Annotated in this window: 17 protein-coding genes; 13 read left to right on the top strand and 4 right to left on the bottom strand. The window is 57.3% G+C overall.

What is annotated here, in order from left to right; genetic code table 11:
• Positions 1 to 233 precede the first annotated feature (233 nt).
• Positions 234 to 623 carry a hypothetical protein gene (locus BLS30_RS08745; protein ID WP_139165310.1) on the bottom strand — a complete coding sequence of 130 codons (390 nt, stop codon included), beginning with the start codon at positions 621 to 623 and terminating at the stop codon, positions 234 to 236.
• Positions 624 to 1,107: 484 nt separating this feature from the next.
• Here BLS30_RS08745 and BLS30_RS08740 point away from each other — a divergent pair, with 484 nt between their 5' ends.
• Genes BLS30_RS08740 through BLS30_RS08695 form a run of 10 tightly spaced genes read left to right on the top strand, consistent with a single transcriptional unit; the run spans position 1,108 to position 8,561 of the window.
• Positions 1,108 to 1,584, top strand: a complete 477-nt coding sequence (locus BLS30_RS08740) for a Na+/H+ antiporter subunit E (protein WP_046479488.1) — start codon at positions 1,108 to 1,110, stop codon at positions 1,582 to 1,584.
• Entirely contained in the window at positions 1,584 to 1,871 is a 288-nt protein-coding gene (locus tag BLS30_RS08735; protein ID WP_046479489.1) for an MrpF/PhaF family protein, read from the top strand. The genes BLS30_RS08740 and BLS30_RS08735 overlap by 1 nt, the downstream gene beginning before the upstream one ends.
• Positions 1,868 to 2,245, top strand: a complete 378-nt coding sequence (gene mnhG / locus BLS30_RS08730) for a monovalent cation/H(+) antiporter subunit G (protein WP_197540869.1) — start codon at positions 1,868 to 1,870, stop codon at positions 2,243 to 2,245. Before BLS30_RS08735 ends, mnhG begins: the two co-directional genes overlap by 4 nt.
• Positions 2,242 to 2,844 carry a DUF4040 domain-containing protein gene (locus tag BLS30_RS08725; RefSeq protein WP_052744063.1) on the top strand — a complete coding sequence of 201 codons (603 nt, stop codon included), beginning with the start codon at positions 2,242 to 2,244 and terminating at the stop codon, positions 2,842 to 2,844. Before mnhG ends, BLS30_RS08725 begins: the two co-directional genes overlap by 4 nt.
• Entirely contained in the window at positions 2,841 to 3,257 is a 417-nt protein-coding gene (locus BLS30_RS08720; RefSeq protein ID WP_090228116.1) for a Na(+)/H(+) antiporter subunit B, read from the top strand. The genes BLS30_RS08725 and BLS30_RS08720 overlap by 4 nt, the downstream gene beginning before the upstream one ends.
• Positions 3,254 to 3,622, top strand: a complete 369-nt coding sequence (locus BLS30_RS08715; protein WP_244464962.1) for a cation:proton antiporter subunit C — start codon at positions 3,254 to 3,256, stop codon at positions 3,620 to 3,622. The genes BLS30_RS08720 and BLS30_RS08715 overlap by 4 nt, the downstream gene beginning before the upstream one ends.
• Positions 3,619 to 5,115 carry a monovalent cation/H+ antiporter subunit D family protein gene (locus tag BLS30_RS08710; RefSeq protein ID WP_046479492.1) on the top strand — a complete coding sequence of 499 codons (1,497 nt, stop codon included), beginning with the start codon at positions 3,619 to 3,621 and terminating at the stop codon, positions 5,113 to 5,115. The genes BLS30_RS08715 and BLS30_RS08710 overlap by 4 nt, the downstream gene beginning before the upstream one ends.
• Positions 5,115 to 6,620, top strand: a complete 1,506-nt coding sequence (locus tag BLS30_RS08705; protein ID WP_090228114.1) for a proton-conducting transporter transmembrane domain-containing protein — start codon at positions 5,115 to 5,117, stop codon at positions 6,618 to 6,620. Before BLS30_RS08710 ends, BLS30_RS08705 begins: the two co-directional genes overlap by 1 nt.
• Positions 6,621 to 6,622: 2 nt before the next feature.
• Complete coding sequence (locus BLS30_RS08700; protein WP_076605429.1) at positions 6,623 to 6,883, top strand: hypothetical protein; 261 nt, start codon at positions 6,623 to 6,625, stop codon at positions 6,881 to 6,883.
• On the top strand, positions 6,873 to 8,561 hold the full coding sequence (locus BLS30_RS08695; RefSeq protein WP_090228111.1) for a Na(+)/H(+) antiporter subunit D: 1,689 nt from the start codon (positions 6,873 to 6,875) through the stop codon (positions 8,559 to 8,561). The genes BLS30_RS08700 and BLS30_RS08695 overlap by 11 nt, the downstream gene beginning before the upstream one ends.
• A gap of 33 nt (positions 8,562 to 8,594) precedes the next feature.
• On the opposite strand, the gene BLS30_RS08690 is transcribed toward BLS30_RS08695, so the two are convergent.
• Both BLS30_RS08690 and BLS30_RS08685 read right to left on the bottom strand, forming a co-directional pair.
• On the bottom strand, positions 8,595 to 9,278 hold the full coding sequence (locus tag BLS30_RS08690; RefSeq protein ID WP_090228109.1) for a ribonuclease HII: 684 nt from the start codon (positions 9,276 to 9,278) through the stop codon (positions 8,595 to 8,597).
• Positions 9,279 to 9,412: 134 nt separating this feature from the next.
• On the bottom strand, positions 9,413 to 10,516 hold the full coding sequence (locus tag BLS30_RS08685; protein WP_090228106.1) for a PA0069 family radical SAM protein: 1,104 nt from the start codon (positions 10,514 to 10,516) through the stop codon (positions 9,413 to 9,415).
• A 176-nt stretch (positions 10,517 to 10,692) separates the two neighbouring features.
• Between BLS30_RS08685 and BLS30_RS08680 the strand changes: the two genes are divergently transcribed.
• The 3 genes from BLS30_RS08680 to BLS30_RS08670 all read left to right on the top strand — a co-directional run bounded on the left by BLS30_RS08680 (position 10,693) and on the right by BLS30_RS08670 (position 13,051).
• Positions 10,693 to 11,448 (top strand): TIGR04283 family arsenosugar biosynthesis glycosyltransferase, encoded by a 756-nt coding sequence (locus tag BLS30_RS08680; RefSeq protein ID WP_090228103.1) that lies wholly within the window; start codon positions 10,693 to 10,695, stop codon positions 11,446 to 11,448.
• Positions 11,448 to 12,107, top strand: coding sequence for a TIGR04282 family arsenosugar biosynthesis glycosyltransferase (locus tag BLS30_RS08675; RefSeq protein WP_090228101.1), 660 nt, complete (start codon positions 11,448 to 11,450; stop codon positions 12,105 to 12,107). The genes BLS30_RS08680 and BLS30_RS08675 overlap by 1 nt, the downstream gene beginning before the upstream one ends.
• A 161-nt stretch (positions 12,108 to 12,268) precedes the next feature.
• Positions 12,269 to 13,051 carry a hypothetical protein gene (locus BLS30_RS08670; protein WP_046479497.1) on the top strand — a complete coding sequence of 261 codons (783 nt, stop codon included), beginning with the start codon at positions 12,269 to 12,271 and terminating at the stop codon, positions 13,049 to 13,051.
• Between the two features lie 44 nt (positions 13,052 to 13,095).
• Here BLS30_RS08670 and moaB read toward each other — a convergent pair whose 3' ends face one another.
• A complete protein-coding gene (gene moaB, locus BLS30_RS08665) occupies positions 13,096 to 13,635 on the bottom strand; it encodes a molybdenum cofactor biosynthesis protein B (RefSeq protein WP_046480816.1) in 540 nt (179 codons plus the stop codon).
• Between the last annotated feature and the right edge of the window lie 99 nt (positions 13,636 to 13,734).

The following is a 13,734-nucleotide window of genomic DNA, read 5'->3' as shown; positions in this document are numbered from 1 at the left end:
TGGTTAACGAGTCGTAACCAAGGCGTACGTCAAGTTATCCACAGACTCTTGGTAGTGTCGGATTCAGGCGAACGCATGACGAACATATCATGATCGTACGAAGGCGTCAGGTTCGAAGTTTGGCATTGAATAGTGGGGCATAAATGAAAATGGGCTGTACCGCTTTTCGCGATACAGCCCATTTTATCTTTTAGCTTGGCGGTGGTGTCGCTCAGCGCACCATCAAGCTGAACTTAGTAGCAATAGCGGTCTAGCTTATAGCAAGCGTTGTCATTACCACGGCGGCAACGGTGAGCCCAACGATCGCAGCGATCATAGCGGCCACGATAGTGGCGGTGATCATGCGCGTGGGCACGATTTGCTGCACCCAGTGCCAGGCCAAGGGCTACACCACCGACGATTGCTGGGCCAACCCAGCGGCCACGGCGGCCGGCGACCACGATCTTTTCTCCGCTCGCGTCGGATTTGGCGACGATCATGCCCTTGTTGTGCGTTGCATTGCCCGTCAGCGACTGCTGGACAGGAGCGTCAATGCGAGCCTCGGCGGCTGACGCCTGGCCCGCCATAAAGGGCATCGAAAGCGCGAGGGCCGCGACGCCGAAGAACTTCATGATAGTTTTCATCTCTAGTCTCCCTACTTACCCCGGGGCAATGATGCAATCATGCGACGCGGGACATCTCAATTTAATCTCGTCGCGCGGCATTGCTCTCTACAACGTAGTTTGCTGCCGCATGTTCCGAAACAATGAGATACTTTAGAGGCGGGATTGTGAATTCAGGATGAACAAGGACGTTCAGCAAAACAGCGGGAGTGCTGTATCGATCCTGCTGTTTTCAATTACAGTGAACGCTCTCTTGTTCCCATGCTCATTTTGAGCTTTACGGGATACTGCCCACCCTCCTCATTCTGATGACTTTTGTACAAAAACTCACGAATTGGTGCACTTTAGTCGGTTGACGCGGGGCGTCCCGTTTGGTGGGATACCAGAGAAACCCCCGGCGATCGCGGATCATCGCGCTGATTGTTTTCATAATGGGGGGCGAGCAAAAGCCTTAGCACGTCGCGGCCAGCCGCCAGGCGTCATCCCGGAGGCGAGGAGGAAGTGTATGAGGCAAGTCAGCCTAGGGCTGTTTTTGTTCGCGTTCTGGTTGATTTTATCTGGGCACTACACTCCCTTCTTGCTGGCTATCGGGCTCGGCAGCGTCGCTCTGGCCGTTTACGTCTCATCGCGCATGCGGGTGGTGGATGCTGAAGGCCATCCAATCGGCTTGCTCAGCAGGTGGTTGGGCTATCTTGTCTGGCTTTACATTGAGATCATGAAGTCCGCGTGGGCTGTCACGCGCATCATCATCGATCCGAAGCTGCCGATCTCACCGACCATGACCAAAGTGAGGGCGAGCCAAAAGACGCCCGCCGGCATCGCAACCTATGCCAACTCAATTACACTCACGCCGGGCACCATAACGACTGACGTTAAGGGCAACGTTTTAACGATCCATGCGCTCGTTCGGGGCGGGGCGGACGATCTGGAAGGGGGCGACATGGATCGACATGTCAGCGGCTTCGAGCGAGGTCGCGTCTAATGTTTTTCGTCGCTTCCGCCGCTATTCTCGTTGCCATCATACTCGTGGTGGTGCGCGCAATCCGAGGGCCGACTGTGTTCGATCGCGTGCTTGCGGCAAACGCCATCGGCACCCTTGCGATCTTGTTGCTTGCAGCGATCGGCTTTCTTACCGGACGTCCAGAATGGCTTGACGTCGGGCTGACCTACGGCCTGCTCAATCTCATCAGTATGCTCGCCGTCCTCAAATTCTTCCGTCATGGAGACCTTGCCTATGACGGAGAAGAAGAGAGGGAGACGAAAGCATGATGGAGCAGATCGTCGATATCGCCAGCTGGATCCTTATCGTGCTCGGCAGCTTCTTCATTATCACCGGCGCAGCAGGAATGCTGCGTATGCCGGATCTATTTACGCGCATGCATGCGGCAAGTGTCATTGAGACTCTTGGTGCGACGTTGCTTGTCGTCGGTCTGATGCTGCAGGCAGGCTTTACGCTCGTCAGCGCAAAGCTCGTATTCGTATTGCTGTTGTTTTTCTTTATCGGGCCGGTTGCGGCGCATGCGTTGGCGCAAGCAGCGTTGCACGCTGGTGTAGAGCCAATGCTCGATGAGGACAGACGCAACAGGGAGCCTCCGGGCGGGGCGGAAAAAAATGAAACAGACCCCGTGGAGCCGAAGACATGAACACAAAAGCTGCTCCTGAAGTCGTCGCCACTCCCGAAGTTTTCGTCATCATGGTGCTGCTGACATTGCTCGCGGCAGTGACGCTGGCAATTATCCGACAACGCAACCTTTTCAGCGTTGTGATTTTGTCGAGCATCTACAGCTTCCTGATGGCGAGCATCATGATCGCGCTCGATGCGGTTGATGTTGCGATGACGGAGGCTTCTGTTGGCGCTGGTATTTCGACAGTCATTCTGCTCGCGACGCTGCACCTGACAAAATCGGTCGAGTATCCTGCGGTCAGGCAGGTCGCGCTTCCATTGTTCGTGTGTATTGTCGTTGCTGGTGCGCTGATTTGGGGGTCTATCTCTCTTCCGCCGTTCGGCATCGCGGATACCCCAATTCATACCCACACGGCGCCGCGGTATATTGAAATGGCAAAAGAACATCTGATGCCGCCGAATATCGTGACGGCTGTGTTGGCCGATTTCCGTAGCTTCGACACCTTGGGTGAAACCACCGTGATTTTCACGGCGGGCATCGGTGTATTGCTGCTGCTGAAAGGGCGCGTGAAGAAAATGCAGGGACAGGATGATACTGAGAAGAAAGGTGAGGCATGAAACTCGACCTTGTCTTACGTGTCGGCACAAAGATCTTGCTGCCGTTCATTCTGGTCTTCGCGCTTTACGTACAGTTTCACGGTGATTATGGGCCGGGCGGCGGCTTTCAAGCCGGCGTGATCGCGGCGGGTATGGTGATCCTCTACGCAATCATCTTCGGGGTGAACAAAGCCAAGCACATTGTACCGCAGGCGCTTGTTGAAGCCATGATTCCGTTGGGGGTTCTGATCTACGCCGGGACGGGCACCGTGAGTTTGCTGCTCGGTTACAACTACTTGGACTACACAGGGTTTGCGGGTGATTTTCTGCGTGCCCACGAATGGGGAATTCTAATCGTTGAGCTTGGGGTTTTGGTAACGGTGTCTGGAACCATGATTGCTATGTTCTACGCTTTCGCCGAGAGGGGGCGATGATGGAAGCGCTCCAAAAGTTCGCCACGCACTACAACTACTTCGTGACGATCTTTTTGATGGTCGCCGGCCTCTACATTGTGATTGCGCGCGGCAATATGATCAAAAAGCTGGTAGGACTATCCTTATTCCAGACGTCCGTTTATCTGCTCTATCTGTCTCCAGGTAAAATCGTCGGTGGCACGGCCCCGATCTATGATGGGGCATATCAAGTCTACGCTAATCCTTTGCCGCACGTCCTTATGCTTACGGCAATCGTGGTCGGTGTGGCGACGATTGCTCTCGGCTTGGCCCTCGCTGTGCGCATCAATGAAGCGTACGGGACCGTCGAAGAAGACGAAATCTTCTCGAAAGATGGGGAAATATGATCGATCTGCAGCCGCACTTGCCGATCCTGCAGGTCGTTATCCCGCTCTTAGGATCGCTGTTAACAGCGTTTATTCGTCGTGGCACGCTGTCTTGGCTTGTGACGCTGATTGTCACGTGGACTCTGCCGTTTATTGCTGTTGCTTTGTTCTTGCAGGTGCAGGCCGCCGGCGCGCCGATTTACTACAAGCTCGGTAATTGGGAAGCGCCTTTTGGCATCGTCTACAAAGTCGATGTCCTCAGCGCATTCATGCTGTGCCTGGTGTCGGGCGCGGCTGCGGTCATCATGCCGTTTGCACGCAAGAGCGTTGCCAGTGAGATCGATTCCCATCAGCAGTCCTGGTACTATACGATGTATCTGCTGTGCCTTGCGGGCCTGCTTGGGATCATCATTACGAATGATGCGTTCAACGCCTTCGTCTTCCTCGAAGTGTCGTCACTGTCGACGTACGTCCTCATTGCGTTGGGCAGGCATCGGCGCGCCCTTGTCGCCTCCTACCAGTATCTCATTATGGGGACGATCGGCGCGACGCTCTACATCATAGGTGTCGGCCTTTTATACTTGCTGACAGGATCGCTGAACTTCGACGATATCGCAGCGCGACTGACGTCGGATCTGGTTTGGCCGTTGGAGCCGCTGCTGGCAGCGTTGGCCTTTATCTTTGTCGGGCTGAGTTTGAAGCTCGCGCTGTTCCCGTTGCACGTCTGGCTGCCCAATGCCTACGCCTATGCGCCATCGTTCGCGACGGTGTTCCTCGCGGGCACGGCCACAAAGGTGGCGATCTATCTGCTGGTGCGGGTGATGTTCGAGGTGTTCGGCGTCGCGCTCACGTTTGATCGTTTGCCGGTGGCTGAGATCCTTATCGTACTATCCGTGGCTGCCATGTTCATCGCTTCTTTCAGTGCGGTGTTCGAGGATAACGCCAAGCGGATGCTGGCCTATTCCTCGGTTGCGCAGATCGGCTACATCACGCTCGGCATCGGGCTTTTCAATCAGGCCGGTCTTACGGGGGCGTTTGCGCATGTCGCGAACCACGCGGTTATGAAAACGGCTTTGTTTCTGGCTCTCGGCGCAGCATTTTATCGTATCGGTTCCGTGCGCTTCAGCGATCTGGAAGGAATCGGTCGGCGAATGCCTTTGACGATGGGTGCGCTTGTGATCGCGGGTATCGGACTTATGGGCACGCCGGGTACCGCAGGCTTTATTTCCAAATGGTATCTCGCGATGGGAGCGCTCGAAGCAGGATCATGGCTTCTTGTGTTTTTGATCGTGGCCAGCTCGCTTATCTCTGTCATCTATGTCGGTAAGCTCGTTGAGGTGATGTGGCTTCGTGCGCCTTCGCCAGCTGCGGCAGAGGCGAAGGAAGCGCCATTGTCGATGCTGGTTCCACTGCTTCTCCTGGCTGCGGCTACTATTTATCTTGGTTTTGATACGCGCCTGACGGTCGATATCGGCAACCAGATCGCGACGTTGCTGCTTGGGGGGCTCAAATAATGCTTAGCCTCACACCTGAGCAACTGATGCTCGCCGCTCTTGTGATCCCTTACATTGCGGCGGTTCTCATTCCGCTGTGTTGGCGCGTGCCGAATATTCGGGAGGGCGTCACGCTCGTAGCGGCGGTCGCACTCGCGACGGTCGTCTGGAATCTCTATCCGCACGTCATCGATGGGGCGCGGCCTGAGATCGTTGGGTTCAGCGTTGCCCCTGGGCTCGATTTTGCTTTCAAGGTCGAGCCATTGGGGCTGCTGTTCGGGCTCGTGGCCTCGACTTTGTGGGTCGTGAACTCGGTCTATTCGATCGGGTATATGCGCGGGAACAACGAGCCGCGGCAGACACAATTCTATGTTTGCTTTGCGGTTGCGCTGGGCGCCACGATCGCGCTCGCCTTTTCGAAAAACCTCTTCACGCTCTTCATATTCTATGAGCTGCTCACTCTCTCGACCTATCCGCTGGTGACGCACAAAGCGACTCCCGACGCTTTCAAGGCGGGGCGCGTCTATCTGTTCATGCTCGTTGGCACGTCGATGGTGCTTTTGCTTCCGGCGATCATCGCGACATGGGTTTTTGCCGGGACGCTTGACTTTACGCCTGGCGGCATTTTCGCTGACAAGGTCAGTCCGGTCCTTATGGGCGGCCTTCTGGTGCTGTTTATTTTCGGCATCGGAAAAGCAGCCCTCATGCCAGGTCATTTCTGGCTTCCCGCAGCGATGGTCGCGCCGACTCCCGTCAGCGCCCTTCTCCATGCCGTTGCCGTGGTGAAGGCTGGTGTCTTCACGGTTCTGAAGGTGATCGTTTTCATTTTCGGTATCGAGACGCTTGCGGAGGCCGGAACTGGCGCGTGGCTTTTGTGGGCTGCGAGTTTCACGGTTCTCACAGCTTCGATCATCGCGCTGCGGCAGGACAACCTGAAAAAGCGTTTGGCTTATTCAACAGTTTCGCAACTCTCCTACATCGTGTTGGCAGCGGCGATTCTGACGCCGATTTCCGCAATCGGGGCGGCGATGCATATCGCTGGGCACGCCGTGGCGAAGATCACGTTGTTCTTTGCGGCAGGCTCCATCTACACGGCGGCGCATAAGACCGAGATTAGCGAGCTCAATGGCATCGGCTGGAAGATGCCTTGGACGATGACAGCCTTTGCTGTCGGTTCTCTCGCGATGATTGGCCTGCCGCCCACAGCAGGCTTTTTCGGAAAGTGGTTCATGTTGTCGGCTGCCTCAACGACACAGGACTGGCTCGTCATCGCGGTCATCGTTTTGTCTACGGTGCTAAACGCCTGCTACTTCTTGCCCATTATTATCCGGGCATTCTTTCGCGAGCCCGAAAAGGTCGTTGCCGGGCACGCAGTGGGCGCGCAATACGCCGGTCATAATGACGATCACGGCGAGGCGCCTTGGCCCATCGTCGTTGCGTTGACCGTGACGGCATCGATGACGGTGCTGTTGTTCTTCTTCCCGAGCGTGCCCTTCAATCTGGCGCAACTAATGGTGGCGGGGTGATCGTGAGCAAAGATAGAGAAAGAGGCGAAGACTATTGGCTCGCGAGGCCCGCGACGATCGGGTTGCTCAAGAAGCTGTTTATTGCCGCGCTTGTTCTCCTCGTGCTCGCCGACTTTACCGTTGAGCATCATTCGTACTTCGGCATCGATGGCACATTTGGATTTGGGGCGTGGGTTGGTTTCGTGACGTGCATGGCACTCATCGCCGTCGCAAAGATGTTCGGCACGCTGCTCAAGAGGCCAGACAGCTACTATGACAACTAGTCTGATCATCCCTCCCGGCTTAGTCCTCATTTTAGGCGGCCTGTTGATGCCGCTGTTAGCGCGCGTCGGCTTGCGCTCGCTCGTGCTCATTGTGTTGCCTGTTGTGACGCTTTGGCTCGTTTGGACGCCGCCGCTGGGCGCAACGCTGACAACTCCCTTCCTTGGCTTTGAGCTCATCCTCGTTCAGACAAGCGAACTGGCGCGCGTTTTCGCGACTGTGTTTTCCCTCATGGGATTCTTGGGCGGGCTCTTCGCGCTTCGGCAGCAAAATACGCTCGAACTGGCTGCGGCGTTTGTCTATGCGGGAAGCGCCATCAGCGTCGCTATGGCCGGCGATCTGATTACCGTCTTCATCTTCTGGGAGGTGATGGCGATCGCGTCCACGGTGGTTATCTGGTGTGGCGGCGCGAAAGCGCGACCGGCAGGGATGCGCTATGCCGCGATCCATATGCTGGGCGGCGCTCTGCTCATGGCAGGTATTGCAGGAGAGATCGCTGCCACTGGATCGACGGCGTTTACAGCGATGGATACGTCGACCGTGCCGCGCATGCTCATCCTGGCTGGAATTCTTATCAACGCCGGCGCGCCACCGTTGTCGGCGTGGCTTCCAGATGCTTATCCAGAGTCGTCTTGGACGGGGATGGTGTTCCTGTCCGCGTTCACGACAAAGGTGGCGGTTTTCGTTCTGTTGCGGGGTTTTCCCGGAACGGAAATTCTAATTCCCATCGGCTTTGTCATGGTGTTTTACGGGATTATCTACGCGATCCTGGAAAACGACGTGAGGCGCATCCTGGCGTATTCGATCGTCAACCAAGTTGGCTTCATGGTGATCGCGATCGGTATCGGCACCGAGATGGCGCTCAATGGCGCCGCGGCACATGCCTTCGTTCACATCATTTACAAAGCGCTGTTGCTGATGGCGACGGGATCAGTGCTTCTGGCCACCGGTAAGCGCAAGTGCACGGAACTCGGAGGCCTCTTCCGTTCGATGCCGCTGACGGCTGTGTGTTGCATCATCGGTGCGCTTTCGATTTCGGCATTTCCCTGGACGTCAGGCTTTATCGCCAAATCACTGATCAGCGGTGCTGCTGCGAAAGAGCATATGGAGACTGTGTATCTCCTGCTGGTCGTGGCTTCCGCAGGTGTTCTCCTGCCCGATATCAAGGTTCCCTGGTTCGTCTTTTTCCACAAGGACTCTGGTCTCCGGCCGAAAGATCCGCCGTGGAATATGGGCCTGGCGATGATCATTCTGTCGATCTTCTGCGTCGGGATCGGGGTGTTCCCGGCAGCCCTTTACGGGATGCTTCCCTACCCGGTGGATTACGAGCCCTATACGCCGGACCATATCGTCTATCAGCTTCAGCTCCTGCTCTTCGGCGCGTTGGCCTTCTACCTGACGCTCGGCTGGCTGAAGCAAACCAACACGATTACGCTTGACGTGGATTGGCTATGGCGGCGGCCAGGACCGGCCATTGCGGCTTTCCTCGATCGCTTTGCTGGATACACCTGGGAATGGTTTGTGGATCTGGTGACGGCGACAGCGATGCGGCTTTACCGCCTCGTGCATAGCCATCATGGGCCACAGGGCATTTTTGGACGGACGTGGCCCACCGGCACGATGGCATTCTGGACAACGGTGATGCTCGGCGCTGTCGTCATCATGTCGTACTTCCAGTAAGCACGCGGAATGTCCGCGTGTTTGCCGGGCGTTTTAAATCAGGTCGGCTTCCGCTGTGGCACGGGTCGCGTTGTTATCTGGATCGGCGATGAGGCCCAGTGCGTATTGCACGGGTCTGAATGAGCGACGATGCAGGGGTGTGACGCCGTGACGGCTCAAAGCTTCACGGTGCTCGGGGGTGCCATAACCCTTGTGGCGTTCAAACCCATAGGCTGGATAGTCGCGTGCGAGCTTACGCATGATCCTGTCGCGCGTGACCTTGGCGATGATCGAAGCTGCTGCGATCGAAAGACATTTCGCGTCACCACGGACGATGGTGCGTGTGGCGCACTTGATTTTCGGGGCGCGGTTGCCGTCAATCAGAGCCAACCTTGGGGCGATTTCTAATTGGGATACAGCATGGCTCATAGCCCACATCGTGGCGTTGAGGATGTTGTCTGTGTCGATGCGTGCGACGTCTGCGATGCCTACCGCAAAACGGCTTGTGGCTACGATCCGCGCGTAGACCGTTTCGCGCCCGTTCTCGTCGAGAGCTTTGGAATCGGTAATTCCGTCCGGGATGTTGTCGGGGTCGAGAATCACGGCAGCCGCTACCACCGGACCTGCCCAAGGTCCGCGACCAGCTTCATCAATGCCGGCAATAGGTCCCGGAATGAGAGCCATTTCGGCGCTCTCCAGCTCGAATGTCGGCAGCAGGCGTGAATCGCGAATCTTCATTCCGCGATTTTCCCGTGCCGGGGTTCAGAAGCAAAGCGCGTACGCCGAGTTTCAACGGGATTTGGCGACGCCTGTTACCGCATTGAGACTCGCGGGTGCAGTTTTACGCTTCTAACCCAGCGTTTCAACGTGCCTTAGAGCAAGGGAAATTGTCCGCCTTGAGGTGTGGGCCTGCGGAACAGATCCGTTCGCAACGGCAGGTTGGGCGTATCCATTCCGATGCGTTTAAGTGCCAGACGAAATCGTTTTGCGATCTGCTCGGCGTAGGGGCCGGTTCCTCGTTGGCGCATGTGAAAGGTTGACGTGTAGTCGCGGCCGCCATGCATGGATTGCATTAACGCGATCACGCGCCGTGCGCGGTCAGGGAACTCGGTTTCGAGCCATTGCCGAAAAAGATCTTTGATTTCTAGGGGCATGCGTAACAGGACGTAGCCAGCCGCCAAGGCTCCAGCGTCGTGGACGGCCTTGAGGATGGCTTCGATTTCATGATCGGTGAGGGCTGGGATGATGGGGGCGACCATTGCGAAGGTCGGGATGCCGGCAGCGCTGAGTTGGCGGATGGCTTCGAGTCTTTTGGGAGGTGTCGCGGCGCGCGGTTCCATCGCACGGGCGAGCTTGCGGTCCAACGTCGTGACAGATAGGGCAACTTTGGCCAAGCCCTTGGCCGCCATTGGCGCAAGTATGTCGATATCACGGGTGACGAGAGCGGATTTGGTCACAATGGCCACGGGGTGGTCGGTCGCGGCCAAGACTTCGAGAATTCTGCGCGTAATCGCTAATCGTCGTTCGACGGGTTGGTACGGATCCGTGTTGGTTCCAAGCGCGATCGTTTTGACACGATAGCCTGGCTTGGCGAGTTCCCGTTCCAGCAAGCGCGCGGCTTCCGGCTTAACGTAGAGTTCCGTTTCGAAGTCCAGGCCAGCGGAGTGTCCCAAGTAGCAGTGGGATGGGCGTGCGTAGCAATAGATGCAGCCGTGCTCGCAGCCTCGGTATGGATTTATGGATTGGTCGAACGAGATGTCAGGGCTGTCATTAGTTGTGATGATGGTTCGGGCGGTATCGGTGTGAAGTCGCGTTGTGAAGCCGTCCAGGCTTTGCAAGCCCTCCCAGCCATCGTCGAATTCTTCGCGGGTCTGATTTTCAAAACGACCGGTGGCGTTGGAGCGGGCGCCGCGCCCCCGGCGCCGGTCCTCATGGATCAGTCTTGAACTTTGCGGTGTCTCGTTGGGATGGGACATGATGTCAAACCGGGTGTTCAAAACGGCTGCAATTCGCGGAGAGGGGTTCTAAAGTGCCAAAACTTAAAACTGTTCTTGGAACAAATCAAGAACATAGAGGCTGACTTGCAACTCGCTGTATCGAGTTGGGCCGACATGGCTTGTTGTCCGAGGATGCTCCGTGCGAGACAAAGACTATGATTTCCGTAGTCATCCCGACGCTCAATGCCGAGGCGTCACTGCCTGGTTGTCTGGCTGCACTCGTTCCGGGTGCGGTTGACGGTGTCGTCCGCGAGGTCATCATCGCAGATGGCGGTTCCGAGGATGCGACGGCGCTGATTGCGGACCAGGCTGGCGCGCGCTGGCAGAAGTCCGAGCGTGGGCGCGGTCAACAGATCACGTGCGGTGCTTCGCTGGCTCGTTCAGATTGGCTGCTTATCTTGCACGCGGACACAATTCTTGAGTCCGGGTGGGAGCGTGAGGTCGGAGCTTTCATTGAAAAGGTGGAGAGCGGCCGGCGGTCTCAGACAGCCGCCGTGTTTCGCTATGCCCTCGACGATGACGGGGCTCTGCCACGCTTCCTAGAAACGATGGTGAATATACGCGCGAGCTTGATGGGGGCGCCATATGGCGACCAGGGCTTGCTGATTTCGCGAAAGCTCTTCGATGAGATCGGTGGTTACCGTCCGATGGCCATCATGGAAGACCTCGATATCGTTCGCAGGCTTGGGTGGAGCAGATTGGCCGTCTTGCGGTCGCGGGCGATCACGTCAGCCGCGCGTTATCGCAAGGATGGCTATTTCAAACGTATCGCGCGCAATCAGCTTTGTTTGGCGATGTACATGTTGGGTGTCCCGGTGACGCGCATCGCACGGTTCTACGAGGGCGTCTCGGTAAGTGACCATGAACGCAACGCTGCGGCAGAGGCCGTACAATCCGACGTGAAATCTTGATGAAGGAAGAAAGCGCTTGCCGTAGTACGACTGCGTTCGCGCGGCATCTCGTTGTGATGGCGAAGCTTCCCGTTGCCGGACGCGTGAAGACGCGGTTAGCGCGGGGTGTCGGTGTTGGACGGGCTGTCAGTTTTTATCGCGCGGGTCTGGCTGCTGCGTTGGGCCGCGTCAGTCAGGCGAGACGCTGGACGACCTACGTCGCTGTTGCGCCGGATACAGGTATCTACGAACCGGTGTGGCCGATCTCGTGTCGCCGCATTGCGCAGGGCCGAGGCGATCTCGGTCAACGCATGCAGCGGGTCATGGATGGCTTGCCACCGGGCCCTGTCGTCATCATCGGCTCGGATGTTCCAGAAATAAGATCCGAACACATCGCCAGCGCATTTAAAATTCTGGCAAGCGCGGACGTGGTGCTAGGTCCCTCTCCGGACGGCGGGTATTGGCTGGTCGGTTTGCGGCGGCGTCCGCGTATCGCGCGCATATTCGACCGCGTGCGTTGGTCGCATGCGGAAACATTATCTGATACTTTGGCCAACGCAGTCGGGTTACAAGTGTGTTGGCTCGAACAGCTTGATGATGTGGATGACGCCGATGATCTTGCGCGGTTAAGCGAACGTGCTGGGCGTCGTATTCCGAGCCCGCCAAACATATTTTCCTGACTTTGATCTGTATTGCGGCCCATGTGGATCACGTGACACATTGGGCTCAGTCAAGATTACATCGCCAGTATGGGTTTCTGCGGCGGATTATGCTCGCTATATTGGAATGACTGCGTTTCGCGTCGGCGACCGGGGAGTCGCTGAGTCGGGTTGGGGCACGAATGTCTGAGTCACAAAGTTACTCGCCGGCACAGCTCTTGGCGATAGGCCAGCGCGCCGAAGCCGAGGGCAAGTTTGACTACGCGACGCAGTTTTATTCTCATCTTGCAGACCATTACAGAAATACGCCCGAAGCGCATGAAGCGCTGTATGGGCTGCAGCGCATTGAACGCTATGTGCAGGCGCAAGCGGCCCAGACGCACAACCCTCAGCCGCAGGCTCCGCGGCGGGACGCCTCACCATCCTATCCATTGCAACAGAGGCAACCTTCGTCGCAAACAGGAGGGCGCGGCGCGGCGAGGACGGCGCAACCTGGCCCTCGTCACGAATGGCCACAGGCGGCGCAGCCAGAGCGTCCCAATTTGGCGGGGAACATCGCATCCGCGAGGTCGTCGCTTCCGGCGCCTGTTCACGACGATGAGCTAGAAGACGATGCACGGCTTCCGCGACTTGTCGCGCGCGCAGGCAGATCAGATGAAGATGAGTACGCGCATGGCGTGCCGGAGTATCGGATCGGCCGGTTTATGGCGGTCGTGCTGGCTGCTGTTGGCTGGTTCTTGCTGGTTGTTGGACTGGTGGTGCTGCTTGCGGGGCTTGCCGGTGTCCCTGCTTCCTTCAGTGCGGCGGGGCTTCTGGGGCTGCCGCTGGGCGTCGAGCTCGGGCTTGGGGCCATCGTAACAGGTGTCATATTGCTGTTTGTGTCCCAGTTGGGCCGCGCTGTTTTCGATTCTGCAAGCGCAGCCCGCGAACTGGTGGAGATGGAACGAACGAAGTCGGGGCGATAGAGCTCACCCATTCTCTGTTCTGGGTCTTTCGGGCCGATGGCCCATCAACTCGCGCGGTGTTCCTCCAGGCGCGGCATGATCTCCACGAAGTTGCAGGGCCGGTGGCGATTGTCGAGCTGCCACCTGAGAATTCCTTCCCAGGCATCGCGACAAGCTCCGGGCGAGCCGGGCACGCAGAAGATATAGGTCCCTTTGGCGACGCCAGCACAGGCGCGCGATTGGATCGTTGATGTCGCGATCTTCTGGTAGGACAACATATGGAAGACGACGGAGAAGCCTTCGATATCTTTTTCGAAAAGAGGACGAACGGCTTCGGGCGTCACGTCCCGGCCGGTAAATCCGGTTCCTCCAGTCGTGATGACGACGTCGATATTGGGATCATCAATCCAACCCTTCACCACAGTCTGTATGGCGGCAACATCGTCGGCGACCAGATTGCGATCTGCAACTTCATGGCCAGCGGCTGTGATCATCTCCGCAAGCAAGCTGCCGGATTTGTCTTCTTTCTTGGTGCGGGTGTCGGACATCGTCAGAACTGCGATGCGCACCGGTAGAAAGGGACGAGATTCATCGATCTTCGACATTGCGTTCGTTGCCTTTGATTGCGCCATTCAATGGGCCGGGGGCGTGCCGGCGGCCCCGCAAGAGGTGGCGCACCGGACAAGCGCGGGCCGGGTCAGTTT

Source organism: Filomicrobium insigne (genome assembly GCF_900104305.1).
GTDB classification, from domain to species: domain Bacteria; phylum Pseudomonadota; class Alphaproteobacteria; order Rhizobiales; family Hyphomicrobiaceae; genus Filomicrobium; species Filomicrobium insigne.
Note: the sequence above shows the minus strand (reverse complement) of the source record. Positions and strands in the feature narration are given on the sequence as shown.

What these genes read in the sequence shown, in the direction of transcription:
- BLS30_RS08720 (WP_090228116.1), top strand. Translation starts at nt 2,841, where the DNA reads ATGAAACTCGACCTTGTCTTACGTGTCGGCACAAAGATCTTGCTGCCG.
- BLS30_RS08715 (WP_244464962.1), top strand. Translation starts at nt 3,254, where the DNA reads ATGATGGAAGCGCTCCAAAAGTTCGCCACGCACTACAACTACTTCGTG.
- BLS30_RS08680 (WP_090228103.1), top strand. Translation starts at nt 10,693, where the DNA reads ATGATTTCCGTAGTCATCCCGACGCTCAATGCCGAGGCGTCACTGCCT.
- BLS30_RS08735 (WP_046479489.1), top strand. Translation starts at nt 1,584, where the DNA reads ATGTTTTTCGTCGCTTCCGCCGCTATTCTCGTTGCCATCATACTCGTG.
- BLS30_RS08690 (WP_090228109.1), bottom strand. Translation starts at nt 9,278, where the DNA reads ATGAAGATTCGCGATTCACGCCTGCTGCCGACATTCGAGCTGGAGAGC.
- BLS30_RS08670 (WP_046479497.1), top strand. Translation starts at nt 12,269, where the DNA reads ATGTCTGAGTCACAAAGTTACTCGCCGGCACAGCTCTTGGCGATAGGC.
- BLS30_RS08695 (WP_090228111.1), top strand. Translation starts at nt 6,873, where the DNA reads ATGACAACTAGTCTGATCATCCCTCCCGGCTTAGTCCTCATTTTAGGC.
- BLS30_RS08725 (WP_052744063.1), top strand. Translation starts at nt 2,242, where the DNA reads ATGAACACAAAAGCTGCTCCTGAAGTCGTCGCCACTCCCGAAGTTTTC.
- mnhG (WP_197540869.1), top strand. Translation starts at nt 1,868, where the DNA reads ATGATGGAGCAGATCGTCGATATCGCCAGCTGGATCCTTATCGTGCTC.
- BLS30_RS08675 (WP_090228101.1), top strand. Translation starts at nt 11,448, where the DNA reads ATGAAGGAAGAAAGCGCTTGCCGTAGTACGACTGCGTTCGCGCGGCAT.
- BLS30_RS08745 (WP_139165310.1), bottom strand. Translation starts at nt 623, where the DNA reads ATGAAAACTATCATGAAGTTCTTCGGCGTCGCGGCCCTCGCGCTTTCG.
- BLS30_RS08705 (WP_090228114.1), top strand. Translation starts at nt 5,115, where the DNA reads ATGCTTAGCCTCACACCTGAGCAACTGATGCTCGCCGCTCTTGTGATC.
- BLS30_RS08710 (WP_046479492.1), top strand. Translation starts at nt 3,619, where the DNA reads ATGATCGATCTGCAGCCGCACTTGCCGATCCTGCAGGTCGTTATCCCG.
- BLS30_RS08740 (WP_046479488.1), top strand. Translation starts at nt 1,108, where the DNA reads ATGAGGCAAGTCAGCCTAGGGCTGTTTTTGTTCGCGTTCTGGTTGATT.
- BLS30_RS08685 (WP_090228106.1), bottom strand. Translation starts at nt 10,516, where the DNA reads ATGTCCCATCCCAACGAGACACCGCAAAGTTCAAGACTGATCCATGAG.
- moaB (WP_046480816.1), bottom strand. Translation starts at nt 13,635, where the DNA reads ATGTCGAAGATCGATGAATCTCGTCCCTTTCTACCGGTGCGCATCGCA.